General features: G+C 58.9%; 26 protein-coding genes. 5 read left to right on the top strand and 21 right to left on the bottom strand.

The features are described 5' to 3' along the window. Positions 1-3: 3 nt before the first annotated feature. The 10 genes from rplC to GRI44_RS06875 form a co-directional block, all read right to left on the bottom strand. A complete protein-coding gene (rplC, locus tag GRI44_RS06830; protein WP_160600618.1) occupies positions 4-849 on the bottom strand; it encodes a 50S ribosomal protein L3 in 846 nt (281 codons plus the stop codon). Positions 850-1,081: 232 nt separating this feature from the next. Next, positions 1,082-1,393 (bottom strand): 30S ribosomal protein S10, encoded by a 312-nt coding sequence (gene rpsJ / locus GRI44_RS06835; RefSeq protein ID WP_160600619.1) that lies wholly within the window; start codon positions 1,391-1,393, stop codon positions 1,082-1,084. Positions 1,394-1,576: 183 nt separating this feature from the next. Then, positions 1,577-2,767 (bottom strand): elongation factor Tu, encoded by a 1,191-nt coding sequence (gene tuf / locus GRI44_RS06840; RefSeq protein ID WP_160600620.1) that lies wholly within the window; start codon positions 2,765-2,767, stop codon positions 1,577-1,579. 91 nt (positions 2,768-2,858) lie between these two features. Further along, positions 2,859-4,952 carry an elongation factor G gene (gene fusA / locus GRI44_RS06845; protein WP_160600621.1) on the bottom strand — a complete coding sequence of 698 codons (2,094 nt, stop codon included), beginning with the start codon at positions 4,950-4,952 and terminating at the stop codon, positions 2,859-2,861. 166 nt (positions 4,953-5,118) lie between these two features. Further along, the gene (rpsG, locus tag GRI44_RS06850; RefSeq protein ID WP_160600622.1) at positions 5,119-5,589 is read right to left on the bottom strand and encodes a 30S ribosomal protein S7; all 471 of its coding nucleotides are present in this window, start codon (positions 5,587-5,589) and stop codon (positions 5,119-5,121) included. 74 nt (positions 5,590-5,663) lie between these two features. Further along, complete coding sequence (rpsL, locus tag GRI44_RS06855; protein WP_160600623.1) at positions 5,664-6,035, bottom strand: 30S ribosomal protein S12; 372 nt, start codon at positions 6,033-6,035, stop codon at positions 5,664-5,666. Positions 6,036-6,378: 343 nt separating this feature from the next. Next, on the bottom strand, positions 6,379-6,753 hold the full coding sequence (locus GRI44_RS06860; RefSeq protein ID WP_160600624.1) for a PilZ domain-containing protein: 375 nt from the start codon (positions 6,751-6,753) through the stop codon (positions 6,379-6,381). A gap of 149 nt (positions 6,754-6,902) precedes the next feature. Then, positions 6,903-7,493 carry a GNAT family N-acetyltransferase gene (locus GRI44_RS06865; RefSeq protein ID WP_160600625.1) on the bottom strand — a complete coding sequence of 197 codons (591 nt, stop codon included), beginning with the start codon at positions 7,491-7,493 and terminating at the stop codon, positions 6,903-6,905. A 7-nt stretch (positions 7,494-7,500) separates the two neighbouring features. Beyond that, on the bottom strand, positions 7,501-8,292 hold the full coding sequence (locus GRI44_RS06870) for a LysR family transcriptional regulator (RefSeq protein WP_160600626.1): 792 nt from the start codon (positions 8,290-8,292) through the stop codon (positions 7,501-7,503). A gap of 110 nt (positions 8,293-8,402) precedes the next feature. After that, complete coding sequence (locus GRI44_RS06875) at positions 8,403-8,942, bottom strand: NADPH-dependent FMN reductase (protein WP_160600627.1); 540 nt, start codon at positions 8,940-8,942, stop codon at positions 8,403-8,405. A gap of 107 nt (positions 8,943-9,049) precedes the next feature. On the opposite strand from GRI44_RS06875, the gene GRI44_RS06880 reads away from it, so the two are divergent. Next, a complete protein-coding gene (locus GRI44_RS06880; RefSeq protein WP_160600628.1) occupies positions 9,050-9,931 on the top strand; it encodes a LysR family transcriptional regulator in 882 nt (293 codons plus the stop codon). A 12-nt stretch (positions 9,932-9,943) separates the two neighbouring features. Here the strand turns inward: GRI44_RS06880 and apaG are convergent, their stop codons facing one another. Together apaG and GRI44_RS06890 are read right to left on the bottom strand one after the other, a co-directional pair. Beyond that, positions 9,944-10,342: a Co2+/Mg2+ efflux protein ApaG gene (apaG, locus tag GRI44_RS06885; protein WP_160600629.1), complete on the bottom strand. Its 399-nt coding sequence runs from the start codon at positions 10,340-10,342 to the stop codon at positions 9,944-9,946. A 105-nt stretch (positions 10,343-10,447) separates the two neighbouring features. Further along, a complete protein-coding gene (locus GRI44_RS06890) occupies positions 10,448-11,956 on the bottom strand; it encodes a SulP family inorganic anion transporter (RefSeq protein WP_160601340.1) in 1,509 nt (502 codons plus the stop codon). A 262-nt stretch (positions 11,957-12,218) separates the two neighbouring features. Here GRI44_RS06890 and GRI44_RS14065 point away from each other — a divergent pair, with 262 nt between their 5' ends. Continuing rightward, positions 12,219-12,350, top strand: coding sequence for a hypothetical protein (locus tag GRI44_RS14065; protein ID WP_269800976.1), 132 nt, complete (start codon positions 12,219-12,221; stop codon positions 12,348-12,350). Positions 12,351-12,516: 166 nt separating this feature from the next. On the opposite strand, the gene GRI44_RS06895 is transcribed toward GRI44_RS14065, so the two are convergent. The 3 genes from GRI44_RS06895 to GRI44_RS06905 form a co-directional block, all read right to left on the bottom strand. Further along, positions 12,517-13,860: a PAS domain S-box protein gene (locus GRI44_RS06895; RefSeq protein WP_160600630.1), complete on the bottom strand. Its 1,344-nt coding sequence runs from the start codon at positions 13,858-13,860 to the stop codon at positions 12,517-12,519. Positions 13,861-13,972: 112 nt separating this feature from the next. Then, positions 13,973-15,178, bottom strand: coding sequence for a trans-sulfuration enzyme family protein (locus GRI44_RS06900; RefSeq protein WP_160600631.1), 1,206 nt, complete (start codon positions 15,176-15,178; stop codon positions 13,973-13,975). Positions 15,179-15,359: 181 nt separating this feature from the next. After that, positions 15,360-15,590, bottom strand: a complete 231-nt coding sequence (locus GRI44_RS06905; protein ID WP_160600632.1) for a hypothetical protein — start codon at positions 15,588-15,590, stop codon at positions 15,360-15,362. A 160-nt stretch (positions 15,591-15,750) separates the two neighbouring features. On the opposite strand from GRI44_RS06905, the gene GRI44_RS06910 reads away from it, so the two are divergent. Continuing rightward, a complete protein-coding gene (locus GRI44_RS06910; protein WP_160600633.1) occupies positions 15,751-17,025 on the top strand; it encodes a phospholipid carrier-dependent glycosyltransferase in 1,275 nt (424 codons plus the stop codon). On the opposite strand, the gene GRI44_RS06915 is transcribed toward GRI44_RS06910, so the two are convergent. From GRI44_RS06915 to GRI44_RS06940, 6 genes are all read right to left on the bottom strand, one after another. Next, complete coding sequence (locus GRI44_RS06915) at positions 17,022-18,140, bottom strand: glycosyltransferase family 2 protein (protein WP_160600634.1); 1,119 nt, start codon at positions 18,138-18,140, stop codon at positions 17,022-17,024. The genes GRI44_RS06910 and GRI44_RS06915 overlap by 4 nt on opposite strands. Next, the gene (leuB, locus tag GRI44_RS06920) at positions 18,118-19,176 is read right to left on the bottom strand and encodes a 3-isopropylmalate dehydrogenase (protein ID WP_160600635.1); all 1,059 of its coding nucleotides are present in this window, start codon (positions 19,174-19,176) and stop codon (positions 18,118-18,120) included. The genes GRI44_RS06915 and leuB overlap by 23 nt, the downstream gene beginning before the upstream one ends. After that, entirely contained in the window at positions 19,173-19,838 is a 666-nt protein-coding gene (recO, locus tag GRI44_RS06925; RefSeq protein ID WP_160600636.1) for a DNA repair protein RecO, read from the bottom strand. The genes leuB and recO overlap by 4 nt, the downstream gene beginning before the upstream one ends. 150 nt (positions 19,839-19,988) lie before the next feature. Continuing rightward, positions 19,989-20,237 (bottom strand): accessory factor UbiK family protein, encoded by a 249-nt coding sequence (locus GRI44_RS06930; RefSeq protein ID WP_160600637.1) that lies wholly within the window; start codon positions 20,235-20,237, stop codon positions 19,989-19,991. A gap of 88 nt (positions 20,238-20,325) precedes the next feature. Further along, the gene (locus tag GRI44_RS06935; RefSeq protein ID WP_160600638.1) at positions 20,326-20,880 is read right to left on the bottom strand and encodes a TspO/MBR family protein; all 555 of its coding nucleotides are present in this window, start codon (positions 20,878-20,880) and stop codon (positions 20,326-20,328) included. A 174-nt stretch (positions 20,881-21,054) separates the two neighbouring features. Beyond that, entirely contained in the window at positions 21,055-21,795 is a 741-nt protein-coding gene (locus tag GRI44_RS06940; RefSeq protein WP_160600639.1) for a TlyA family RNA methyltransferase, read from the bottom strand. Positions 21,796-21,878: 83 nt separating this feature from the next. Here GRI44_RS06940 and GRI44_RS06945 point away from each other — a divergent pair, with 83 nt between their 5' ends. After that, positions 21,879-22,418, top strand: a complete 540-nt coding sequence (locus tag GRI44_RS06945) for a hypothetical protein (protein WP_160600640.1) — start codon at positions 21,879-21,881, stop codon at positions 22,416-22,418. Positions 22,419-22,426: 8 nt separating this feature from the next. Then, positions 22,427-22,678 (top strand): hypothetical protein, encoded by a 252-nt coding sequence (locus GRI44_RS06950; RefSeq protein ID WP_160600641.1) that lies wholly within the window; start codon positions 22,427-22,429, stop codon positions 22,676-22,678. Positions 22,679-22,760 lie beyond the last annotated feature (82 nt).

Consider the following 22,760-nt stretch of genomic DNA (forward strand, 5'->3'; position numbering starts at 1 on the left):
GGATCAGCCCTCCTTATCTGTGTTGGACGCTTCGTCAGCAGAAACACCGGATTCCTGAGAATCGAGGATTGCCTGTGCTTCAGCTTCGGTCGGACCCGTGTCCATTTCATGCTCAGCTGCACTTTCGATCATGCCAGCAGGAGCGTCTTCGGTTTCGGGCAAAGTGCTTTTCTTCTCGAGAATTGCGCCGGGGAACGGCACACCTTCGGGAAGACGGAGCTTGACGGAATCGCGCACGATCAACCAGCCATTCTTCGAGCCAGGGACAGAACCCTTGACGAACAGAAGACCGCGGTCGGCATCGGTACGAACGATTTCAAGATTTTGCTGCGTGCGCTGGCGATCACCCATGTGACCAGCCATTTTCTTGCCTTTGAACACGCGGCCCGGATCCTGACGGTTGCCCGTCGAACCGTGCGAACGGTGGGAAAGCGACACACCGTGGGTAGCCCGAAGACCCCCGAAGCCCCAACGCTTCATGGCGCCGGCAAAGCCTTTACCCTGCGTGTGACCCGTGATGTCGACCTTCTGGCCGGCGATGAAGTGGTCTGCACTGATGGTCGATCCGACCGGCAGGAAACCTTCTTCATTTTCAAGGCGGAATTCTGCAACCTTGCGCTTCAGTGATACTTCAGCCTTGGCGAAGTGTTCACGCTGCGGCTTGGCAACATTCTTTTGCTTCGCTTCGCCCGAACCGACCTGAAGCGCGAAATAACCATCACGCTCGGCAGTGCGCTGCGACACGACCTGACATTCTTCCAGCGCCAGGACGGTAACCGGCACATGGCGGCCATCCTCCTGGAACAGGCGGGTCATCCCGACTTTCTTAGCGATCACACCAGTACGCATGACCAATCTCCTCAACAGAGGCCCCCGGACCCATTCCGGGGGCTTGTCAGCCCAGATTGTAGTGCGTCACCCCGTCCGGGCTGAAATGCCTCCGCCCGACCAGGATGGTGGGAAAAAGCGAGACGGAGGACGCTTGCCCGGCCATTGGCCGGAGGTATCCTGCTTGCCCCTGATGAAAGGCGATAAGGCCTTTTCATCAAGCCCCCGCCGAAGCGAGGGTATTCTTACCAGCTTACGCCAGCTTGATTTCCACGTTCACGCCAGCTGCGAGATCGAGCTTCATCAGCGCGTCTACCGTCTGGGCGTTGGGCTGAACAATGTCGAGCAGCCGCTTGAACGTGCGAACCTCGAACTGCTCCCGCGACTTCTTGTCGATGTGCGGGCCGCGGTTCACGGTGAATTTCTCAATATGCGTCGGCAACGGAATGGGGCCACGAATAAGTGCGCCGGTGCGGCGCGCTGTTTCCGCAATTTCGCCAGTTGCCTGGTCGAGAACGCGGTGATCAAACGCCTTGAGGCGAATACGAATATTCTGAGCTTCCATTTCCAACTACCGATGCGAAAGAGCCAAGAGATGCCCGACTAAGGGAGAGCATCCCCATAAAACAAGAGACCGCCCCGCCTCACCAAACCTTCTTGCGAAGTGCATGGGAAGGGGCGGCCCCCAAAACTGGACCGGCCGAATCGCCCGAATGAATCGGGTTACCCGGCCGGTGCAGAGCCTATATTACTTCGTGATCTTGCTGACAACCCCAGAACCGACGGTCCGGCCACCTTCACGAATTGCGAAACGAAGACCTTCGTCCATGGCAATAGGTGCGATGAGCTTGACACCGATGGTTACGTTGTCGCCTGGCATAACCATTTCCGTGCCTTCAGGAAGGACAACTTCACCGGTTACGTCAGTCGTACGGAAGTAGAACTGCGGACGGTAGTTCGCAAAGAACGGCGTGTGACGGCCACCCTCGTCCTTGGACAGGACGTATACTTCGGCACTGAAGTCAGTGTGCGGATTAACCGAACCTGGCTTTGCAAGAACCTGGCCACGTTCAACAGCTTCACGAGCCACACCACGGATCAGGGCGCCAACGTTGTCACCAGCTTCACCGCGATCAAGCAGCTTGCGGAACATTTCAACGCCGGTAACCGTCGTCTTGGTGGTGTCCTTGATGCCGACGATTTCGCATTCGTCGCCAACATTCACGATGCCGGTTTCGATACGGCCGGTAACAACAGTACCACGACCCGAAATCGAGAACACGTCTTCAATTGGCATCAGGAATGGCTTGTCAACCGGACGGTCAGGCTGCGGGATATGCTGATCGACAGCTTCCATCAGCGCGATGATCGATTCCTTGCCGATGTTGTCATCACGGCCTTCAAGAGCAGCCAGAGCCGAACCCTTGACGATAGGAATGTTATCACCGTCGAAATCATAGCTCGAAAGCAGTTCACGAACTTCCAGTTCAACGAGTTCGAGGATTTCCTCGTCGTCCACCTGGTCAACCTTGTTCATGTAAACAACCAGTGCAGGCACGCCAACCTGGCGAGCAAGCAGGATGTGCTCACGGGTCTGCGGCATCGGGCCGTCAGCTGCGTTCACAACCAGGATCGCGCCGTCCATCTGAGCAGCACCGGTGATCATGTTCTTCACATAGTCAGCGTGGCCTGGGCAGTCGACGTGTGCATAGTGACGTGCAGCGGTTTCATATTCGACGTGTGCAGTCGAAATGGTGATCCCACGCTCGCGCTCTTCAGGAGCCTTGTCGATGTTGGCAAAGTCAACGGCTGCGCCGCCGTGAATTTCTGCCATCACTTTTGTAATTGCGGCAGTCAGCGTGGTCTTGCCGTGGTCAACGTGACCGATGGTGCCGATGTTGCAATGCGGCTTGTTCCGCTCAAACTTAGCTTTCGCCATTGTCTATAACCTCTATTCGTATGGACTAAATGATTGCGGGAAAATGCGGCACCCGCTGAATCAGGCGCCGCCCCTAAACGTAAGCTGGCCCTTAGGCAAGCTTCTCCTTGACTTCGAGTGCCACACTCGCCGGCACTTCTTCGTAATGCGAGAATTGCATCGAGTAGTTTGCCCGGCCCTGGCTGAACGAACGCAGTTCATTCACATAACCGAACATATTGGCCAGCGGCACCATGGCTTCGACAGCCTGGGCGTTGCCGCGGGTGTCTGTGCCCTGGATCTGACCACGACGAGAGTTGAGATCGCCGATTACATCCCCAAGATAATCCTCAGGTGTAATGACTTCAACCTTCATCACTGGCTCGAGCAGCTTGATGCCGGACCGATCGGCCGCTTCGCGCATCGCACCACGACCGCAGATTTCGAACGCCACGGTGGACGAATCGACATCATGGTAAGCACCGTCAGTCAGGTGGACAGTGAAGTCGATGATCGGGAAGCCGATCAAATAGCCACTTTCTGCCTGTTCACGAATGCCTTTTTCAAGCGCGGGGATATATTCCTTGGGAATATTACCGCCCTTGATGCTGTCTTCGAACACGATGCCCTGCCCACGTTCACCAGGAGTGAAGGTGGCCTTTGCCCGTGCGAACTGGCCGGTACCGCCCGACTGTTTCTTATGCGTGTAATCCACGTCGATGGTACGGCCGAGCGATTCGCGATACGCAACCTGCGGCGCGCCAACATTGGCCTCGACCTTGAATTCACGCTTCATGCGATCAACCAGAATGTCGAGGTGAAGCTCGCCCATGCCCTTGATGATCGTCTGACCGGATTCATGGTCAGTCGTCACGCGGAACGAAGGATCTTCGGCAGCCAGACGATTAAGCGCAACGCCCATCTTTTCCTGGTCAGCCTTGGTCTTGGGTTCCACCGACAATTCGATAACCGGCTCTGGGAATTCCATCCGTTCAAGAATGATCGGGTGGGCCATGTCGCACAGAGTATCGCCCGTGGTGGTATCCTTCATGCCTGCCAGCGCCACAATGTCGCCCGCAAACGCTTCTTCGATGTCTTCACGGTTGTTGGAATGCATCAGCAGCATACGGCCGATCTTTTCCTTCTTGTCCTTTACCGAGTTCAGGACCTGGCCCTTGACCAGCTTGCCCGAATAGATGCGGGTGAAGGTGAGCGAGCCTACGAACGGATCGTTCATGATCTTGAACGCAAGTGCACTGAACGGTGCATCGTCGCTCGATGGACGCTCGGCTTCTTCGTCGCTGTCAGGCAGAACGCCCTTGATGGCAGGAACGTCGATTGGCGAAGGCATATAGTCAACAACCGCATCGAGCAAAGGCTGGACGCCCTTGTTCTTGAACGCCGAACCACACAGAACTGGCACGAATGCCTGATCCAGCGTGCCCTTGCGAATCAGACGCTTCAGCGTTGCGGCGTCAGGGATGTTGCCTTCAAGATAGGCTTCCATCACTTCGTCATCGTTTTCGACGACCGTTTCGATCATCTTTTCACGATAATCGGCAGCCTTGTCAGCCATGTCTTCAGGAATGTCGACATAGTTGAAGTTGGCACCCAGAGCTTCGTCTTCCCAGACGATGCCGCGGTTGTTGACGAGGTCGACAACGCCCTTCAGGCCGCCTTCGATACCGATCGGGAGATACAGCACGAGAGGCTTGGCACCGAGACGATCGATGATGCTCTGCACGCAGTAATAGAAATCCGCGCCGGTGCGATCCAGCTTGTTGATGAAGCACATCCGCGGAACTTTGTACTTGTCAGCCTGACGCCATACGGTTTCAGACTGCGGTTCCACGCCGGCAACGCCGTCAAACACGGCAACCGCGCCGTCGAGCACGCGAAGCGAACGTTCGACTTCGATGGTGAAGTCAACGTGGCCCGGGGTGTCGATGATGTTGATCCGGTGCTTCGGGCCTTCGCCGTCTTCAGCAGCCCAGAAGGTGGTGGTTGCAGCGGAGGTGATCGTGATGCCACGTTCCTGTTCCTGCTCCATCCAGTCCATCGTCGCCGCGCCATCATGCACTTCGCCGATTTTGTAGGACTTGCCGGTGTAATAGAGGATCCGCTCCGTTGTCGTGGTCTTACCGGCGTCAATATGCGCCATGATGCCAATGTTGCGGTAGCGTTCCAGCGGATATTCGCGGGCCATGGAAAATTCCTGTGGTGTGATAGGGGGGAGCCGCCCGATGCGACCCGGTCCTGTTTCCAGGCCCCGATATGGTTACGATTGTGACCAGGTAAAGACATCCCTGGCATGGCGGCCTTTCTTTCGAAAGAAACCCGCCCGATGCCAGGGGCGCCTTATCTGATCGCGCTTACCAGCGGTAGTGGCTGAAGGCGCGGTTGGCGTCGGCCATACGGTGCGCGTCTTCACGCTTCTTCACCGCATTGCCACGATTGTTGGCCGCATCCATCAGTTCGCCCGACAGGCGTGCACTCATGGTGGTTTCAGGACGACCGCGAGCCGACGAGATCAGCCAGCGGATTGCCAGCGCCTGCGCACGCTCGGGGCGAACCTCGACCGGCACCTGGTAGGTGGCACCACCAACGCGGCGGCTGCGGACTTCGACCTGAGGCTTGATGTTGTTGAGCGCATCATGGAACATCTGGATCGGATCGACCTTGGCTTTGGCCTCAACCGTGGCGAGCGCACCGTACACAATGCTTTCGGCCGTGGATTTCTTGCCGTCATACATGAGGTTGTTCATGAATTTCGACAGGATCTGATCACCAAACTTGGGATCGGGAAGAATGACCCGCTTTTCGGGACGACGACGACGTGACATCGGATGAATTCCTTCTTGTCAGGCGGCGCGCGTAAAACTCGCGGCGCACGCCAAAAAACCTAGCCCCTACAGGCTTACTTGGGACGCTTCGCGCCGTATTTCGAACGGCTCTTCCGGCGATCCTTGACACCCTGTGTATCGAGCACACCGCGCAGCACGTGGTAACGCACACCGGGAAGGTCGCGCACACGGCCGCCACGGATCAGGACAACGGAGTGTTCCTGAAGGTTGTGGCCTTCACCGGGGATGTAGGAGATGACTTCGCGCTGGTTGGTCAGGCGGACCTTGGCAACCTTGCGCAATGCCGAGTTCGGCTTTTTCGGGGTCGTGGTATAAACACGGGTGCAAACGCCGCGCTTCTGCGGGTTTTCTTCCATTGCAGGGACCTTGGATTTGGCCTTCTGCGGAACGCGGCCCTTGCGGACCAACTGATTGATTGTAGGCATGAAGTACTCTTCACCTGTTCGGTGGCACGAGGCCTGAGTGAAGCGTGATGTCCCGCGCGAGCCACGGCGAAAAACCCCATAGGGGTTGCCACCAGGCACCAGCACGAGCCGAAAACGCTCCACCCGGACCATGGGCCGGGTTACTTTGACGGATACCGCAAGACCGGTTGGATCGGGCCTTAACCCTCGCCTGCCGAGCAATAGAAAAAGACCCTGGCAATTCACCAAGGCCCCTCACGATATCACCGCCAATGTTCAGCTCTATCTGACCGGCACCTGCAAAAGCGGGCATCGGATGAGGCGCCTTTACGTAGATTCGATCTTTTGGTCAAGCAAAAGCGGTTTACGCCTGCGCTCCGCGCTTGGCCGCGTAGTTCGCATCCTGCTGGTTCTGTTCGTGCTGGTCCAGTTCCTGGGCATCAGCTCCGCGCTCGTCCATATTGTCGATGATATGCGCCATGACAGAGGGATGGAGGGGGTCGGCAAATTCGATCCCCACACTGGCCCCGTCAATCCACACCACATGCGCGTCAATTGGCCCGATGGAACCGATTTTCAAGGTGAGCGTCGCGCCTTCTTCGAGGCGGCCCCACAGCCCGCGAAACTGGCAGCCATATTCGGAAAGGTTGAAGAGCTGGACCGCAGTGGCGCTGCCCCTGCCCCGGCGATATTTGCCCCATATCTGGATGTCGTAACGTATCTCGCGCCGCAAATCCAAAGAACCAACCCCCGTTAAGACCCATCCCTGACACTCGTCCGTGCACAGCCCACACCGCACATGATCGAGATTAGGAACCGCAACCTTAACTTAAAGCAAGCATAGAAAATTGGACAAAATGGACACGCAGCATTTGGCAGGCAATGCAATTAGCCTTTTCTTGCATGCCAGTCTGAAGGCAGCAGCCCCCAGATCAGACTGTCCCGCGGCCCGATATGGGTCACCATGTTTTCGCGCAACCTGCCTTCGAGTACGAAGCCGAGCCGCCGGGCCACTGCGTTCGATGCGTCATTGTCAGGATCGATATCGGCGAAAAGCCGCCGGCGGCCTTCCGCATTGAACAAATGGTCGATCAGACCGGTCAACGCTTCTGTCACAATACCCTGACGCTGCCTGCCGATGACGGTCAGATAGGCAATCTCGGTCACGCCGTCGCCCCTGTCCATGGCAGCGAGGCGGGCAAGGACCGGGCCAGAAACCTGGCCGGAAACCTTGCCGGAAACCTTGCCGAAAACCTGATCGCCATGGCCTGCCACAACGGCCCAGCTGCGCCCTTCGTCCCAGCCGCTTTCGGGCACCAGCCACTCCGCCAATTCCGCTTGCGAACCGAAAACATCCCGGCTCCACCATTTCATGGCTGCCTGGTCGGAAAAGCTGGGAAACAGATCCGCCGCATCGGAACGCAACAGTTCGCGTAACGTGAAACGCGCAGTTTCTATCGTGGGCGTTGCGGACGGCATGCGACGTTCAATCGCCTGCCAGGAACGATGCCAACGCCTTCACCTTTTTCTGCCGCCACTGCGGCAGGGGCGCGACCATCCAATATGCGCGGCGGCCCTCGTCCGGCCCTTCCAATGCAGTCAGACGACCGGCTTCCAGCGCTTCTTCAACCAGCAGATAGGGCAGGATCGCCTTGCCCATTCCGGCCACGGCAGAACTCAGCGCCTGCCCGGCATTGCCGACCTGAACGGTGGCATCCGCTCCTTCGGGCAGCGGCGCACCGGGCCAGTCAATCCAGTCATCAGGCGCACCGGGCGCGGCCACGACCACGCGCCGCGCAGGGGCCAGTTCAATTCCTTCCAGATCACCCGGCCCATCCACCAGGCGGATAGCCACATCCAGATTGGCCTCGGTAAAATCGGCATTTTCATCGGCGACCAGTTGGAACCGGACGCCGGCGTTCGATTTGGCGAATTCCGCCAGTCGGGGCGCGAGCCATTGGGCGAAAAATTCACGCGGACAGGCAATGGTGTAACGGTCGCTCGCCTGCCCTGCCTGCATGGCCTGCACGCTTTCCTCAAACCGCAGAAATCCCTCCCGCAGCGGATCGAGGCCGGCACTGCCTTCGTCGGTGAGTTCAAGCCCCTTGCTGGTGCGGCGGAACAATACCGTGCCGAGGTGGTCTTCCAGCGCGCGGATCTGCTGGCCAACTGCGGCAGGCGTCACAGCCAGTTCGTCAGCCGCCCGGGTGAAGGACAGGTGCCGCGCGGCTGCATCAAACACGCGCAGGGCATTCAAAGGTAAATGAGTCCGCTTCATGCGCCTGCGTCTAATCTGACTGGTGCCCGCCTGCAACCATCACGATTGGTGCTCCTCACTGGCAGCCTGGATGAAAGGGCATTCGGCAGCACATCCGCGAAGTGGACTCGTCAGGCCAACGTGCCAAGGGCATCGCGAAGCTGGGCTGCCAGCGCCGCGTCTGTCAGGGTGTTGGTTGCTTCATCAAAATTTTCGCCAAAGTGGCCGACATTGACCGTGGCCCTGACATCCGCAGCAAAGAAAGGCGCGGACGCTGCGACAGCGCCGGTCACATTGGCACCCGCGCCTGGCCCCGGTGATGCGGACAGGACAATTTTGGGTTTGCCCTGATAAATTTTCTGATCGATGCGTGATACCCAGTCGAAGATATTTTTATAAGCCGCTGTATAATAGCCATTATGTTCGGCATAGGATACCAACAGAGCGTCAGCACCACCAATCTTGTCATAGAATTGCTGCGCCTTGGCAGGAATGCCATCAGCCATTTCCCGGTCAATTCTGTAAATCGGCATTTCATAATCATTGATGTCGATCGTTTCCACTTCGGCACCGGGCAGGATTTCGGCCTTCAGCACCTGAACGGCATGGTCAACAAGCTTGCGATTGATCGACTGGCTGCTGTTGCTGGCAGCATAGGCGAGAATTTTCATTGTGTGTGCTCCGCTATCGGGTTTCAGCGAATACTATGCCATGGCGCAAAAAATGAGTATAGAGCGCCAGATGCACAGGGAACGCGCATTTTTGCAGCAAGAGAGCCATGCTTCACTGGAATGAAATCCGCACCGCGGCGACCGTTGCGAAGCTGGGCACGGTGACAGCCGCAGCCGAGGCGCTGAATGTCCATCGCGCGACGATCACGCGCCACATCGATACGCTGGAAGGCATGCTGGGGGCCAAGCTGTTCCAGCGGAACCGGCGCGGTTTCATCACCACCGATCTGGGCCTGCGTCTGTTACAGATTGCAGAGGCAAGTGACGAACAGTTCGAACAGTTGCATCGCCATGCCAAAAGCCAGTCAGCCATTATCGAAGGTGATTTCATCATCACTTCCATCGCGCAGATGGCAGAGCATATTTTTCCGGTGATTGCCGAATTCAGCCGCCGGCACCCGCGTATCAGAACCCAGTTTCTGGCCACGCAGGATCTGGCAAAACTCGAATATGGGGAAGCGCACATTGCCCTTCGTGTGGGAAAAAAGCCGCAGGACCCGGACAATATCGTGCGGCCCGCGGGCAAGATGGAAATGGGGCTTTATGCTTCGCCATCCTATCGTGACCGCTTTGGCCTGCCCACATGCATCGAAGATTTCGGCCACCACCGTTTCATTGCCAGCAACGCTGCCGATCCGCGCGCTCCGTTTCTGCACTGGCTGGCGGCCAATGTGCCTGCAGCCAGTATCATCATGACCAGTAACGACATACCCGCGCTGTCAGAAGCAGTCCTGTGCGGAATTGGCATTGGCTTTGTGCCAAAAATGGCAGCATTGCGCCATGCAGGGCTGATTGAAGTGCTGCCGCATCTGCCCGCATGGGACGTCGATATCTGGCTGGTCAGTCATGTGGATATCAACCGCACACCCAAGGTGCGCGCGTTTCTGGACCTGATGGCAGAACCTGCATCAGGCTGGCCGTTTCGCTGAATAGCTGCGCGGTCAGCTGGTGGTGGCAGGCGCTGCCAGCGGGAAATAGGGAATGGCAGCTTCCACTGGCGTGCCATCGTCCTTTTCGAAAATGAAGAACCCTTCCATCGACCCCTGCGGCGTGGTGAGCGGGCAGCCGGACACATAATCATGTGTGCCGCCGGGCTGCAAAGTGGGGGTTTCGCCAACCACCCCTTCCCCTTCGACAAGGTTCACCATGCCGCGCCCGTCCGTTATCCGCCAATGGCGGGACTTGAGGCGGACAGTCTCGTCAGAACCGTTCTCCAGCCGGATGTGATAGACCCAGAACCATTTACCCGCCTCGGGATGCGATTGTTCCGGCAAAAAACTGACCGCAACGCGGACCGTAATGCCGTGCGTAATCGCGGTATGCTGAAACAGTTCTTTCATGGCCTGATCAGTTTACCCATAAATTCACCCGCGTCCAAGGGTTGCCGCGTATTTCATGAACAGGGTTATTTCCTGCGCGATCGGCACCTGTCCGTTAGTTGCCTGTCAGTCAGGCAGCTTGATCGGCGCGAGCCCCGTTTCCAGGCCGAGGCGGTCTTCCAGTGCAAACCTGTCGACCAGATCGGCGCTGGCGGTGTTCATTCCCACAATCCGCACATGGCGGCCATTGCGGCGCATGCGGTCCACCACCTTGTCCAGCGCGCCAATGGCAGAAATATCCCAGAAATGCGCCTTGCTCACGTCAATTACGACATGGTGGGCCGCATCTTCATACAGGCTTTCTGGCCCCATCGCCTGCAACAGCCGGTCAACCGAAGCGAAGAAAATCTGGCCCTTTACGGTATAGACCGCACTGTGCGGGCGGCGCACGCGTTCCACTTCGAACATCTGGCGAACCTTGTTGGCGAAGAAAATGCCGGACAAAAGCACACCCACCAGCACGCCCAGCGCCAGATCATGGGTGAATACCACCACGATCACGGTGGCCAGCATCACCAGCGAAGATGTGGGCGGATGGCGGCGCAGATTGGCAATCGAACTCCAGCTGAAAGTGCCGATGGACACCATGATCATCACGGCGACGAGTGCGGGCATCGGTACGCGGCCAACCCAGTCACCCAGAACGGTAAGCAGGATCAGCAGGAACGCCCCTGCGGCAAAGCTGGACAAGCGCCCGCGTCCGCCGCTCGCAACATTGATGACCGACTGGCCGATCATCGCGCAGCCGCCCATGCCGCCAAACATCGCTGCCACTATATTGGCCACGCCCTGCCCTGCGCTTTCGCGCTTCTTGTTGCTTTCGGTGTGCGTCAGATCGTCAACGATTTGCGCCGTCAGCAGGGATTCCAGCAAGCCGACAGCCGCCATCGTCAGCGAATAGGGCAGGATGATCTGCAGCGTTTCCCACGTCAGCGGGACATCGGGCAGGCCGAATGTGGGCAGACCGTCTGGCAATTGCCCCATCTGGCCAACGGTATTGACCTGTATGCCCATGCCCACTGCAAGCGCGGTCAGCAGCAGGATGGCAACCAGCGGCGACGGGATGATTTTGGTGAGACGCGGCAGACCGTAAATGATGGCAAGCCCCGCCAGCACCATGGCATAAGTTTCCCAGCCAACATTCGTAAGCTGCGGGATCTGGGCTATAAAAATGAGAATGGCCAGGGCATTTACAAAACCGGTGATGACCGAACGCGAGACAAATTGCATCAGCAGGTCGAGCCGGAGCAGCGCGGCCACGCCTTGTATCAGCCCCATCAGAACCGTGGCTGCAAACAGGTAATCAACCCCGTATTCGCGCACCAGCGGCACCACCACCACCGCCACCGCCGCGGTTGCCGCTGAAATCATGCCGGGCCGCCCGCCGGTAAAGGCAATCACCATGGCAATGGCAACGGACGCATACAGGCCCACACTGGGGTCAACCCCTGCGATGAGCGAAAAGCCTATGGCCTCAGGTATGAGCGCGAGGGCAACAACCATGCCGGCCAGCACATCGCCGCGGATATTTCCAAACCATTCGGTCATGAATGTGGGGCGCTGGGGCACGCCCATGGGTGCGGCGGTAGCCATAATATTTCCTGCAAAATGGCGCCGGGAAGCCACACAGGCGCTGGCGTCGGTAGGTCTGATCCAGCTGCCGCCCTAGCCATTTATGCTGCAATGCACAACCGGCGCACATCCGGCGCAGATCCAGCTGGCCCGGCGCCGCCCTTACAATGGCGGTTCAGATGCACCATATGGCTAAGGCCCAGCGGCGATAAGCAACGCGGCCCGGTGCAGCCTCAATTCCTCCTATATGTGAAGATAATTGAACATGGCCAAATCGCAGAAAAAATCGAGCCGCGAAACCCGCAAGCCCAAGGCTGAAAAGGTGAAGACCAATGCGTCCCAGCCCAGCCTCAAAGCCGGTGTTGTCCGCGGGCTGGAAAACATGAAGAACAGCTGATTACAGGCGCAGTTGGCTGGGCGTGCGTAATGCGGTGAATATGCCGTTTTTCGCAAGGCCCGGCCGCTGGCGCACCTGTTTGTAAAATAACAGTCTCCAGAGAATTTGCGGAGATCGCTCTGACCTGTGTGGCCGCGCTAAGCGCAGGCAGGCAAGCAAGCAGGCTTCAGGCCAATGTGCTTTCCAGCACCGCGCCAATCGGGCAGGTGAACGACCAGATCACTCCGCTTTCCTCGAACAGATGGGTCACGTGCGCTCCGGCTGTCCGGCCGGGAATATCCTCGATCAGGACGCTGCCAAACCCGCGCCGCTGCGGCGGTGTGACCGCAGGACCATTTCTCTCTCGCCACTCCAGATGGAATGTCTGACCGTCATCGCGCAGCGACCAGTTGATCGACACTTGTCCTTCCCTGATGGATAATGCGCCATATTTCAACGAATTGGTCCCCAGTTCATGCAGCGCCAGTCCCAGCATCTCAATTGAGGTCGGCTTGACGGTAAGATCTGGCCCGCTGATCTGGAACTGGCCCTCCCCCTGACGCAAAAACTCCAGCTGCCGTTCGATCAGAATGTCGAGCGGAACTGACTGCCATTCGCGCTTGATCAATATGTCCTGATTGACCGCAAGCCCGGCAATCCGCCCTTCAAAACTACGGACGAAGCTGCTGTCGGATGGCGCGCTTCGGCGGGCAATGGCCTGAATAAGTGCCAGCGTGTTTTTGGAACGATGATTGACTTCCTGAAGCAGAGTCCGGATCTGTTCTTCCTGCTCTCTCTGCGCGGTCACATCGGTATTGCTGCCGAACCAGAGGATCACCTTGCCGTGGCTGTCGCGGATCGGCTTTGCCCGGCTTAAAAACCAGCGATACGCTCCGTCAGCGCGGCGTAGCGGAAAAATATCTTCCCATTCCACGCCGGCATCAATGCTGGCGGAAAAATGTGCCAGCACCCTGTCTATATGGTCGGGATGATGGACTTTCTGCCAGCCCCAGCCGTCCATTTCCTCATGGCTGGCGCCAGTGTAATCGTGCCACCGCTTATTATACCAGAAAATATGTCCGTCAGCCCGGGCAATCCAGGTCAGCTGCGAAATATTATCCGCCAGCAGGCGGAAACGGGCCTGGGTTTCCTGCAAATTCGCCTTGTCAGCCAGCACATCACTGACATCGCGGGCAATTTTGCTGGCGCCAATCACATTGCCTGAAAAATCGAGGATCGGCGAAATGGACACGGCAATCGGGACGTGCCGCCCTTCCTTATGCACCCGCTCTGTATAAAACTGGCCGACCTGTTCCCCGGCAGCAATGCGTCCGAGAATATGTTCTTCCTCATCCTCCCGCCCCGGTGGCAGCAGACGCGAAATTGACTCGCCGATCATTTCGTCTGCGGTCCAGCCGAAGATACGCTCTGCCGCAGCATTCCAGGTCAGAATATGCCCGCCCAGATCCTTGGAGATGATCGCATCCTGAGAATTCTCGATAATCGAAGCGTAGTGGAATTCGCTCTGCATAATGTTCTCGGCTCCGCTTGCCGCGCTTACAATGTTCGATCCCTTATTGATATGTACTAAGTCGGATTTTCCAATAAGCTTACTGCGCGCTCACGGCGCGATCCGGCTTGGGTCAGAGACCGGCGGCCTGCAGCGCCCGGTCCATATCTTCGATAATATCGTCCACATCTTCCAGCCCGACATTGATCCGCAGCATGCCTTCGGCAACGCCCATCGCATCCCGGTCTTCTGCGGTCATGCCCGCATGCGTCGTGCTGGCGGGGTGGCACATGAGGCTGCGGGCATCCCCGATATTGTTGGAGATATCGACCAGTTCCAGCGCATCAAGAATGGTGTGGGCCTGCGCCCGGTCGTCGACGATGAAGCTGAAAATGGGGCCACAAGCGTCCATCTGGCGCATCGCCAGTTCGTGGCGCGGATGGCTGGCCAGCCCGGGGTGCAGCATGGTGGGCACGCGCCCTTCCATGAATTGGCCGAGTTTCAAGGCGTTTTCGCTCTGCTTGTGAGCGCGCAGGGACAATGTTTCCAGGCCCTTCAGCACAACCCACGCATTGAACGGGGCGATGTTGGGGCCGGTATTGCGCTGGAATGGCAGCAGCACGTCGTTGATGAAAGCCTCGCTGCCGCACACTGCCCCTGCCAGAACGCGGCCCTGCCCGTCCATCAGCTTGGTCGCGGAATAGGCGACCACATCCGCCCCAAATTCCATGGGCCGCTGGAGCGCAGGGGAACAGAAAGCATTGTCCACGACAGATGTGATGCCATGCGCCTTGGCAACCGCGCACACATGCGCCAGATCGACGATATCCAGCGTGGGATTAGCCGGTGTTTCGAAGAAAAAAACCTTGGTATTAGGCCTGATGGCGCGTTCCCACGCATCATTGTCGGCGCTGTCAATCACCGTGGTTTCGATGCCGAAGCGCGGTAGCAAATGATCCACCAGCCAGCGGCATGAACCAAAGGCCGCGCGCGCTGCCACGCAATGATCTCCGGCAGACAATTGGCACAATAGCGCCGCTGTCATGGCGGCCATCCCGCTGGCCTGCGCGCGGCACGCTTCTGCGCCTTCCATCAGGCAGATGCGCTCTTCCAGCATGGCCACAGTGGGGTTCTGCAGCCGCGAGTACGTCATGCCGCTATCTTCACCGGCGAACCGTGCGGCCACCGTGGCAGCATCGTCGTAAGTATAGCCCGATGTCAGAAACAGGGCTTCGCTGGTTTCGCCATGTTCACTACGCCAGGTTCCGCCGCGCACCGCGCGAGTGGCGGGGCGCCAGTTTCGGGTAATCGAACGATCGGTTCCGGTGGTCTTTTTCATGGTTTGGCATCTAGAACGCTGGGGATGCACGGGCAAGCGCAAGATCACTGGCGGCCCTGACACAGCCCGGCAGCGACTGCAGCTATTCTACGTCACCCTAAATGCGGCCTGTCACCTCAACAGCGAACAATAAAAAACAGGGCGAAATCGCCCTGTTTTTCGTATTGCTGAAATTGATCAATCAGGCGCTGATAGGCGCATCATTGTCATCATCATCCGTCAGCAGCAGGAATGCCATGCCGGCAGCGGCAAGCAGAGTGATGATAATAGCTGGGCTGAAGTTACCGCGAAGTTCGCTTTCTTCAGTGGTTGGCGCTGCGGCACGGTTTGGCGCTGTTGCAGCCTGTGCGGCAATAGGCGCAGCAGCCAACGATGCGGCAGCAGCAGCGATTGCGAGATTACGGAGTTTCATAAGCGATCCTTTAAAATTGTAGAGATATTTCATTCAGATGCCCAATACCTCAAATGGACAAGAGTTCCATAAAAAATGCGTTTTTTTCTCGCAATCAACCACCAGGCCCGCTCAAACGAGGCTTGCAGCCGGGCATGGCGCTGAATAGAGCTTCACGGCGATGATGCGCCCGCCCAACCAGATACGCGATCCGTTTGGCCTGACGGTCCTGTTGGCAGCCACATTTGCCGCGCTGGCGTTTATTCGTCTGCGTGTCCCGTCTGCTCCCTATTTTGACGAAGTGCATTATCTGCCCGCCGCACGGGCGCTGCTTGACCAATCAGCCTGGCTGAACCGCGAACACCCGTTGCTGGGCAAGGAGCTGATGGCGCTAAGTATCGGCGTGGTTGGTGATACGCCGCTTGGCTGGCGCATCCTGTCACTGGCCGCTGGCACCCTTACCCTGTTCGCACTGTGCCGAACCGTGTGGTTCACGACCTGCTCGCGCTTTGCCAGCATGGCGGCTGGCGTGCTGCTTTCTACCGGTTTTGCCCTGTTCATCCAATCGCGCATTGCCATGCTCGATGTGTTCATGGCCTGTTTTACTGCCGTGGCCCTGTGGCAAGTGGCAGGCGCGATGCGCGAACCCGAAGCAGGGCGAAAAAGACTCGCAATTGCAGGTGTTGCACTGGGTCTGGCGATGGCGTCCAAATGGAATGCCGTGCCGCTGGCGGTCATTCCCGGCCTCGGGTTTCTGCTCCTCAGGGCCATGGCTGGCAGGCGCAGGCTGGTGACGAGCAGGCGCGGAATGCCAGTGCCCGGCATAACTCTGGCCGAGGCGGCTGTGTGGTTGGGCCTCGTGCCGCTGGCTGTGTACTGGCTGACTTTCCTGCCGGTATATTTTGTGGCCGACCAGCCGCTCCCGATTGGCGGATTTCTGGCTCTGCATCAGCAGATCGAAGCCTTGCAGGCCTCGGTCACCAAGTCCCATCCTTATCAAAGCTGCTGGTACGACTGGATGCTGAATATCCGCGCCATCTGGTATCTGTATGAGCCGGTGGATGGCGCCCAGCGCGGCATCATGCTGATCGGCAATCCGCTGACCATGTTGCTGGGCCTGCCCGCGATGGCATGGTGCGCATGGGCCGGCATTACTGCCCGGCGATGGGATGCACTGGCAATATTCGTGTTCTTTGCTGCCAGCATGGTTTTCTGGATGGTGGCGGACAAGCCGGTCCAGTTCTATTACCATTATCTGCTGCCCGGCTGCTTCTTGCTGGGCGGCCTCGCGCTCGCGCTGGATGAATTCTGGAAACGCGGCATCAGGTGGCTGCCGCTTGCGGTCTTGGCAGGCAGCATTGCCCTGTTCATCTGGTTTTATCCGATCATGAGCGCCGCCCCGCTATCGGGTGTCAGTGCATTTGAAAAATGGATGTGGCTGCCGAGCTGGCGTTAGCCGAAGCGCCCCCAGACAAACCGGCTGGACAGCGCATAATTCCACACTGACCCCAGGATTATTCCCGCCAGTGCGGCGGCGGCCCAGTGCACCCCGTTCGCTTGCAGGAATGTGGCAGCGGCAACATTGGCAAAGGCGCCCACCGCGCAAGTGGCGCAAAAGCCAAGCCACCCTTTGAATAGCGCCCGTGCCCCGCGGATCTGCTGATCACGATAGGTCAGCCAGTTGTTGAGCCAAAAATTGAAGCTCATTGCAGCAAGTGTGGCCGCTGCCTGCGCCGCCACGAACGCGCTGTCTGCCATGATGAACAATGCCGCCAGTACTGCCAGATGCACGGCCACGCCAATCGCCCCCACCGTTGCAAACAAGGCGAAACGGGTGGGAATTATCCTGCCGAAACTGCGGTCATACAGGCTGACCAGAAACTCAAAAATTATGGCACGGTCAAGTTTGCTGGTGCCGGCGCGGCGCGGCGCCAGTCGCATGGGAAATTCGCGCACCTGCAATGGCGCATCGGCTGCTGCCAGAATGTCGAGCAGCAATTTGAACCCGATGCCTGACAGCCGCGGGGCCAGCGCCCGCACGCGATCTGCGCGCATCAGGAAAAACCCGCTCATCGGATCGCTCAGACTGACGCCGGTGATACTTCGTGCCAGCCAGTTGGCAAGTTTCGATCCGCACTTGCGCCCCTGGCCGGCCAGCCCATCGGCATTGCCGCCTGCCACAAACCGCGATGCTACGGCCACGTCGCAATCTGCCTGCTGCACAGCCGCCAACATCTGCGGGAGCAAGGCGGGGTCATGCTGGTGGTCGGCATCCATCACCGCCACAAATGGTGCGGAAGTCGCGCAGATGCCTTCTATGGCTGCCGATGCCAGCCCGCGCCGGCCAATGCGCTGGATAATCCGGATCTGCGGGTCTGACTGCGCCATCCGCCGTATTTCATCTGCCGTGCCATCGGTGCTGTTGTCATCGACGAAAATGGCTTCCCACCCATCTGGTCCCAGCGTTTCTTTCAAACGGGTCACGAGCGGCGCGATATTGGCACGTTCGTTCAGCGTGGGAAGAATGATGGCGAGGCCCGCATTCACATCAAAGGCGCTCCAGCACCGCATCGCCAATGGCGGCCGTGCCCAACACGCCGCCCAGATCGCTGCTATATATACCGTCTTTCAGCGCATGGCTCACAGCGCGTTCGATGCGCGCGGCTTCTGCCTCGCGGCCAAAGGAATGACGCAGCATCATGGCTGCTGAAAGGATGGTGGCCATCGGGTTGGCAATGCCCTGCCCGGCAATATCAGGCGCGCTGCCATGGATGGGTTCATAGAGGCCAAATGTGCCATATTCCGTCATGCGTTCACCCATCGATGCACTGGCTAAAAGGCCAATGGACCCCACGCACATGCTGGCCTGATCGGACAGAATATCTCCGAACAGATTGCCGGTTACGATCACATCGAACTGGCCGGGCGCGCGCACCATCTGCATCGCGGCATTGTCGACATAGAGATGGTCCAGCGTGACATCGGGGTATTGGGTGGAGGTTTCCGTCATCACATCGCGCCATAACTGGCTGGTTTCCAGCACATTGGCCTTGTCGACACTGGTCAGCCTGCCCTTGCGCCCCTGCGCCGCGCGGAAGCCGACATGGGCAATGCGGCGCACTTCGTCTTCGGCATAGGACATCATGTCCCACCCCTCGCGGCGGCCATCTGCCGTGGTGCGCATACCCTTGTCGCCAAAGTAGACATCGCCGTTCAGCTCGCGCACGATCAGCATATCGATCTGGCTGGCAATTTCGGGTTTCAGCGCGGACATGCCTTCCAGACCGGCAAAGGTGGTAGCCGGGCGCAGATTGGCAAACAGGCCCAGTTCCGCGCGCAGGCCCAGCACGGCCTGTTCGGGGCGCAAATGCCGCTCCAGTCCGTCACAGGACGGGTCGCCCACAGCGCCGAACAGGATTGCATCGCAGCTTTGCGCCATGGCCAGCGTTTCAGGCGGCAGCGGGTGACCATGTCGGCGATAGCCCGCCGCACCCACATCGCCTTCAAACAGAGTCAGGCCGGGCAGCGGCAGGGCTTCAAGCACACGCACAGCTTCACGCGTGACTTCCGTGCCGATACCGTCGCCTGGAAAAACTGCGATCTTCATTGGTCGTCCCTATCCTGTCGGGCCTGATCTCCGGCCTCATTGCCGGCCTCATTCCCGGCCTCATCCGAAATACGGGCCAATCGTGCGCCCAGCAATGTGCGGGCGGCCATAACATCGCCGCGCCGGTCGGCAAGGAGGTAGCGTTCCATCGGGTCTGCCAGCGCGTCGAACGCGGCCATCACCGCGGCAAAATCAGCTCCGTCAGGCCGCACTCCGCCGCCATAGCCAAGTTCGCGCAGAAGCAGCATTTCGTAGCCTACCAGCCCTTGCGCCCACCCCCGCGCCGAGGGTGCATTGCAAATGGCATCCAGCAATGCGGACAAGGCCAGATAGAGGTTGGGATAGGAATTCCTTTCCGGCAACACCGTGGCAGTCAGCGCGCAAACCCAGGAAATGGCGGCCGCCGGCAGCGGTTCTGACAGCCATGGTCCCCTGCTCTGTACCAGTTCCAGCCGCGCAAAGGGCAGTTGGGTGTCGGATTTTGACCGCAGATCAATCTGGACAAGATTACCGGGTATCACCACGGGCCGCAGCAGACGTCCGCGCCCGCCAGCGACATAGCCTGCGACCAGCCCGTCATGCTCTGTCAGCATCCGGGCAATGACGGCTGTTTCCCCGTGAGAGCGGGCAGAAAGGAGGATGGCAGGGGCGCGCAGTTCCATGTCAGTCAACCCATGCCCGGCGCGGGGCCACCCGCCAACCGTGCCATAATTACCGGACTACGCATTGATCGCGGCAAGGTTTGGCACAGCCGTGTCGCCGGAGGTGGCCGCTCCCCAAGCCGCAGGTTACGATGGCCGGGAAGAAACAGGTCAGCCGGCGTGCTTCGCTTCCAGCGCGGCAATGCGCGCGCTCAATTTTTCGTTTTCTTCCCGCGCCTTGGCAGCCATATCTTTTACCGCGTCGAATTCCTCGCGGCTGACAAAATCAAGGCCGCCCATGGCTTCACGCACGCGTTCACGTGTGCTTTCGCGGGCTTCGCGGGTCATGCCCGCAAAGGTACCAGCGGCACTGTTGGCGAGTTTGACGAAATCGGCGATCAGGGGGTTCTGGCTTTGCATGGTAGCTATTTGGGATGAGACGCCCTGAACGGCAAGATAAAATGAACGGCAAGATAAAATCTTCGGGAAGATAAAATGCCCGGTACAATCAAATCGCGATGCGCTGGAAGGATGGCGGCGCGGCCTGCCCGTCCGCATCGGGGTTTGCGCGCAGAAATTCGTAATTCAGCAAGGTCGCAAACAGGATCCACGCCAGATATGGCACCAGCAGCAATGCCGCCAGTTTGCGCACCCGCCAGAACAACACGATGGTAATGATGACCAGCACATCCAGCACCGCAATCACCACCAGCGCGCCGGTGATCTGATGGGCGGCAAAGAACACGGGCGACCATGACAGATTGACGGCCAGCTGAAGAATGAATGCGATAATCGCCGCTGTGCGCCCGCGCGCGCCCCAGGCTGCACACACCAGCGCCAGTGCAAAGCCGAGCATGAGATACAGGATGCTCCAGACGATGCCGAATGCCGCTGGCGGCGGGAAAATGTCCGGTTTTACCAGCGCTTCGAACCAGGGATTGTCCGGTCCGCTGCCGCCCAGCCTTCCGGACAGGAAGCCCAGCAGCATGACCGCAGGCACGGTCAGCAGTGCCCAGCGCAGGAAACTGGCGCGAAGCTGTCCGCGAGACGCGATTGCATTCATAAAATTTCCCCGAGCGAAGCCGACAGGACCGATTCGCTTAAACCTGATAGTGGCGTCATGCCAATGTGTGCGCAACAGTGCCTGCACAACATGGCCTGCGCAACATGGCGAAGCCGGATGTCCCGCGTTGGGTCCGTTTTGCCGCTGTAACTTACCGTCTTTTAATCTGCATTCTCACGCGCGCCGCACGGCTGAAATCAGGAATTCCACATTGCCTTCGGGGCCGGTGATCGGGCTGCGCACAATCCCTTCTACCTGCCAGCCACCAGCTTCCAGCCATTCGCGCGTTTCGGTACAAACCCGTTCGTGCAAGGCTTCGTCGCGCACCACGCCGCCCCGGCCAACTTCCATGCGGCCAACTTCAAACTGCGGCTTGATCAGCGCCACCAGACGGCAATCCGCAGCGGCCAGCTGCAATGGCACATCCAGCACTTTTTGCAGCGAAATGAAGGATGCGTCGCACACCACCCAATTGCACGGCCGGTCAATCTGGCTGACCGTTAGAATGCGGGCGCTGGTCTGTTCCAGCACGGTTACCCGTGGGTCCTGCCGGATTTTCCATGCCAGCTGATTGGTGCCCGAATCCACCGCAAACACATGGTTTGCGCCTTTTGACAGCAGGACATCGGTGAAGCCGCCCGTGGAACTGCCAATATCCATCGCCGTTGCGCCTGCCGGATCAAGGCCGAAATGGTCCAGCGCATGGGCCAGCTTGATCCCGCCGCGGCTGACCCATGGATGGTCGCGTCCGCGCACTTCCAGCGGGACATCTTCGGGCAATTGCTGGCCGGATTTTGCCAGCTTGGTTTCGCCGGTAAAGACCAGCCCTGCCATCACCAGCGCCTGCGCGCGGGTCCGGCTTTCAGCAAGGCCGCGTTCGGTCAGCAATTGGTCGAGGCGTCGTTTCTTTGTCATGGACCCGAACGGCGTTAGCGCGCATTGTGGTGAAGAGAAACAGACTCTTGTCCCGAAACAGACCAAAACCTGCCGGAGATTACGTGAAAGCCCTGCGCCCCCTTGTCGCCCTGCCCTGCATGCTGGTTGCATGCTGCGTTCCGCCTGCCCCTGAACCCACGCCCTCGCCCCCGGTTCAGCGTGCGCCGGCGCAGACACCCCCGCCGCCGCCGCCGCCATCCGCGCCGCCCGCCAACTGGATGGATGCGGCGCAGACCACGGGCGACTGGAGCTGGCGCCAGACAAGCGGCGGGTCCCAAGCCTTGTTCGGCGCGCCCGGCATGGCACCGGTTCTGGTGCTGCAATGCAGCCGGGCACAGTCACAGGTGCTGGTGGTGCGATCCGGGGCGGCGACAGCGCCGGTGCCCATGCGTATCCTGACCGAATCCCAGACAAAAACAGTCAGTGCCGCGCCTGATAATGGCGGGAAATCCAGCCTGGTCGCAGCCATCAGCGCGCGTGATCCCATTCTGGATGCGATGGCCATCAGCAAAGGCCGGTTCGCGGTCGAAACAGGCGGACAAAGCACCATATACGTGCCGAGCTGGCCTGAGGTCACACGGGTAATCGAAGACTGCCGGTAAGGGCTTGAATGGCCTTCGAAACAGGCCGCATGCGGCGGCAAAACCACGACCGATCAATTCTGACGTGGAAAAAACATATTACAAGTCTTGCGTTGTGGGCGCGTTTGAATCACATTGCAGGCAAGATCAGCGGCGAACGCGGTCTTGGGCGCCGGGTGATCCGGCAGTTCTGGCTACATAGCGCGAAAGGAGGTGATCCGATGTCTCATGGTTCAGCAAGGGGGTCGGTTAGTTTCCGCACGGAGCATTATCGCCGTTAACACGCGATAGAGGCAACGTGGGCGGCACTTCCGGCCGCTGACCATGCGAAGGGCGGTTGTCGGTTTACCGGCGCCGCCCTTC

Source organism: Allopontixanthobacter confluentis (assembly GCF_009827615.1).
Classification (GTDB): domain Bacteria; phylum Pseudomonadota; class Alphaproteobacteria; order Sphingomonadales; family Sphingomonadaceae; genus Allopontixanthobacter; species Allopontixanthobacter confluentis.

Coding starts and splice junctions, on each gene's coding strand:
- GRI44_RS06875 (WP_160600627.1), bottom strand. CDS start 8,942: ATGAAAATTCTCGCCTATGCTGCCAGCAACAGCAGCCAGTCGATCAAT.
- GRI44_RS06900 (WP_160600631.1), bottom strand. CDS start 15,178: ATGAAAAAGACCACCGGAACCGATCGTTCGATTACCCGAAACTGGCGC.
- GRI44_RS06865 (WP_160600625.1), bottom strand. CDS start 7,493: ATGCCGTCCGCAACGCCCACGATAGAAACTGCGCGTTTCACGTTACGC.
- rpsL (WP_160600623.1), bottom strand. CDS start 6,035: ATGCCTACAATCAATCAGTTGGTCCGCAAGGGCCGCGTTCCGCAGAAG.
- GRI44_RS14065 (WP_269800976.1), top strand. CDS start 12,219: ATGGCCAAATCGCAGAAAAAATCGAGCCGCGAAACCCGCAAGCCCAAG.
- GRI44_RS06930 (WP_160600637.1), bottom strand. CDS start 20,237: ATGCAAAGCCAGAACCCCCTGATCGCCGATTTCGTCAAACTCGCCAAC.
- GRI44_RS06890 (WP_160601340.1), bottom strand. CDS start 11,956: ATGGGCGTGCCCCAGCGCCCCACATTCATGACCGAATGGTTTGGAAAT.
- recO (WP_160600636.1), bottom strand. CDS start 19,838: ATGGAACTGCGCGCCCCTGCCATCCTCCTTTCTGCCCGCTCTCACGGG.
- GRI44_RS06940 (WP_160600639.1), bottom strand. CDS start 21,795: ATGACAAAGAAACGACGCCTCGACCAATTGCTGACCGAACGCGGCCTT.
- GRI44_RS06905 (WP_160600632.1), bottom strand. CDS start 15,590: ATGAAACTCCGTAATCTCGCAATCGCTGCTGCTGCCGCATCGTTGGCT.
- fusA (WP_160600621.1), bottom strand. CDS start 4,952: ATGGCCCGCGAATATCCGCTGGAACGCTACCGCAACATTGGCATCATG.
- GRI44_RS06935 (WP_160600638.1), bottom strand. CDS start 20,880: ATGAATGCAATCGCGTCTCGCGGACAGCTTCGCGCCAGTTTCCTGCGC.
- GRI44_RS06870 (WP_160600626.1), bottom strand. CDS start 8,292: ATGAAGCGGACTCATTTACCTTTGAATGCCCTGCGCGTGTTTGATGCA.
- GRI44_RS06895 (WP_160600630.1), bottom strand. CDS start 13,860: ATGCAGAGCGAATTCCACTACGCTTCGATTATCGAGAATTCTCAGGAT.
- rpsJ (WP_160600619.1), bottom strand. CDS start 1,393: ATGGAAGCTCAGAATATTCGTATTCGCCTCAAGGCGTTTGATCACCGC.
- rplC (WP_160600618.1), bottom strand. CDS start 849: ATGCGTACTGGTGTGATCGCTAAGAAAGTCGGGATGACCCGCCTGTTC.
- GRI44_RS06950 (WP_160600641.1), top strand. CDS start 22,427: ATGGCCTTCGAAACAGGCCGCATGCGGCGGCAAAACCACGACCGATCA.
- rpsG (WP_160600622.1), bottom strand. CDS start 5,589: ATGTCACGTCGTCGTCGTCCCGAAAAGCGGGTCATTCTTCCCGATCCC.
- tuf (WP_160600620.1), bottom strand. CDS start 2,767: ATGGCGAAAGCTAAGTTTGAGCGGAACAAGCCGCATTGCAACATCGGC.
- GRI44_RS06880 (WP_160600628.1), top strand. CDS start 9,050: ATGCTTCACTGGAATGAAATCCGCACCGCGGCGACCGTTGCGAAGCTG.
- GRI44_RS06910 (WP_160600633.1), top strand. CDS start 15,751: ATGATGCGCCCGCCCAACCAGATACGCGATCCGTTTGGCCTGACGGTC.
- GRI44_RS06915 (WP_160600634.1), bottom strand. CDS start 18,140: ATGCGGTGCTGGAGCGCCTTTGATGTGAATGCGGGCCTCGCCATCATT.
- leuB (WP_160600635.1), bottom strand. CDS start 19,176: ATGAAGATCGCAGTTTTTCCAGGCGACGGTATCGGCACGGAAGTCACG.
- apaG (WP_160600629.1), bottom strand. CDS start 10,342: ATGAAAGAACTGTTTCAGCATACCGCGATTACGCACGGCATTACGGTC.